The following is a 2,614-nucleotide window of genomic DNA, read 5'->3' as shown; positions in this document are numbered from 1 at the left end:
TCTGTATTCGGTAGTACTAGAACATGACCCTAGTGAACCTTCAAAATATGTGGACGTTGAACCGATCAAAGATTTATTAGCTAGTGGAGGAAAAGGTTTTTGTTTGGGAGATGATCCTAGACATCCAGAAGAAAGGAAAATATTTTCGGTGGCACCTTTTCAGAATGATATTAAAGATGGATACATATATATCATCTTATCTGGTGAAGCCTATCAAACAGCTAGTGCAAATATTTTTAGTAGGTATATAAAGAGTTTTGGATTAGGCGCAATTGGTCTTACTACTTTTTTTACCATGTTAATCGGATTAGGAGCTATTTGGTTTTTAACTAAAAACTTAAGAAAAATAACTTTAGTAGCTAGAAGGTTCAAAGAAGGAGATCTTAATGCTCGAATTGATAATCCTGAAGATACTGATATAGCAGTTTTTGCTCATGCCTTTAATGACATGGCAGATACCATTAACCAAAATTTAGAAGAGATAAAGAAAGTAGATGAGTTACGTAGACAGCTTGTTGCAAACGTATCTCATGACTTAAGAACTCCATTAGCAATATTAAAGGGCTATGCAGAGACATTACAAGATAAAAGTGATAGTCTCAGTAAAGAAGAGTCTCAGAAGTATCTTGGAGTGATTAGTTCAAATAGCGATAAGTTGACTAATCTAGTAGAACAACTTTTTGAATACAGTAAACTAGAAGCAAAACAAATAGAACCACTAAAGGAACCTTTCTCTATTACGGATTTATGTTTAGATTTAGTTTCAAAGTATCAAATCCTAGCAGATGATAAGAACATTACGTTATCATTAAATGTATTTCAAAACAAAAACATAATCGTGTTCGCTGATATAAGTTTGATAGAAAGAGCACTACAAAACTTGCTTGACAACGCTTTAAAGTTTACACCTGAAAATGGTTGGATTACTCTTAAGCTTAATGAACACAATAATAATTGTAAAATAAGTATTAATGATTCTGGAGCAGGGATTTCTGAAGTGGATCAACATACCATATTTGATAGGTTCAAACAATCTCACGCAAACTTCGATGGAAAAGGAGCTGGATTAGGGTTGGCAATAGTTAAAAAGATAATTGAATTACATAATTCAACAATTCATGTGTTGAGTGAAAAAGGAAAAGGAAGCTCTTTTACATTTCAGTTAACACAGTCAATTGAATAATCATGGTTGCAAAACAATTTTAAAGATATTACTTCTCTATCTCTAAATAAAAGGAGCTTTAGAATTGCTTTATAATCGGTTAAGAAAAAAAAAGTAAAAAAACTTTGAAATGTATACATTTGATTTTAAGTAATTTAGTAATTATTTTAAAAAAACTTTGATTTTTTTCTTTAAAAAGTTTGGTTGGTAAAAGAAAGTGTCTGTATATTTGCAACCGCTTAGGAAAACAAGTAGTGTTGAAATAAGCAAATGTTCTTCAAAAAAGGCTAGAAAATCAATAGATAAATCGTGAAGATTTGGTGTTAGATTTTAGTTTTAAAACTTTGAAGATGTTCATTGAGATATTGATTGACAAAATTACAATACGAATAGTGATGTATTGTGATGACCAAAAATAAAATAAGCACAAAGCTAATTAAGTCGATTTATTTAATATCATATTAAATGATCTTTAAAAAGATTCGACGATGAAGAGTTTGATCCTGGCTCAGGATGAACGCTAGCGGCAGGCCTAACACATGCAAGTCGAGGGGCAGCATATCTAGCTTGCTAGATGATGGCGACCGGCGCACGGGTGCGTAACGCGTATACAATCTGCCTATCACTGAGGGATAGCCCGAAGAAATTTGGATTAACACCTCATAGTATTATTAAATCGCATGGTTTATTAATTAAAGGTTACGGTGATAGATGAGTATGCGTCCTATTAGCTAGATGGTAAGGTAAAGGCTTACCATGGCTACGATAGGTAGGGGTCCTGAGAGGGAGATCCCCCACACTGGTACTGAGACACGGACCAGACTCCTACGGGAGGCAGCAGTGAGGAATATTGGACAATGGGCGCAAGCCTGATCCAGCCATGCCGCGTGTAGGAAGACGGCCCTATGGGTTGTAAACTACTTTTGTATAGGAAGAAATCTTTTTACGTGTAAGAAGTTGACGGTACTATAAGAATAAGCACCGGCTAACTCCGTGCCAGCAGCCGCGGTAATACGGAGGGTGCAAGCGTTATCCGGAATCATTGGGTTTAAAGGGTCCGTAGGCGGGCTGATAAGTCAGTGGTGAAATGCAGGGGCTTAACTCCGGCACTGCCATTGATACTGTTAGTCTTGAATTATTGTGAAGTGGTTAGAATATGTAGTGTAGCGGTGAAATGCTTAGATATTACATAGAATACCAATTGCGAAGGCAGATCACTAACAATATATTGACGCTGATGGACGAAAGCGTGGGTAGCGAACAGGATTAGATACCCTGGTAGTCCACGCCGTAAACGATGGTTACTAGCTGTTTGGTACAATTGAGTACTGAGTGGCCAAGCGAAAGTGATAAGTAACCCACCTGGGGAGTACGTTCGCAAGAATGAAACTCAAAGGAATTGACGGGGGCCCGCACAAGCGGTGGAGCATGTGGTTTAATTCGATGATACGC

General features: G+C 36.8%; 1 protein-coding gene and 1 rRNA gene. Both read left to right on the top strand.

The annotated features are described in order from the left end of the window. A partial coding sequence (locus tag A9Q93_RS13540; RefSeq protein WP_303687935.1) for a cell wall metabolism sensor histidine kinase WalK occupies window positions 1–1,183 on the top strand: 1,183 nt, incomplete at its 5' end. 464 nt (window positions 1,184–1,647) lie between these two features. Beyond that, window positions 1,648–2,614: ribosomal RNA gene (locus A9Q93_RS13535) — 16S ribosomal RNA — on the top strand; the annotation flags it as partial.

Origin of the sequence: Nonlabens dokdonensis (genome assembly GCF_002162835.1) — a bacterium.
GTDB lineage: Bacteria > Bacteroidota > Bacteroidia > Flavobacteriales > Flavobacteriaceae > Nonlabens > Nonlabens dokdonensis_B.
This window is presented reverse-complemented; position numbering and strand designations above follow the sequence as displayed.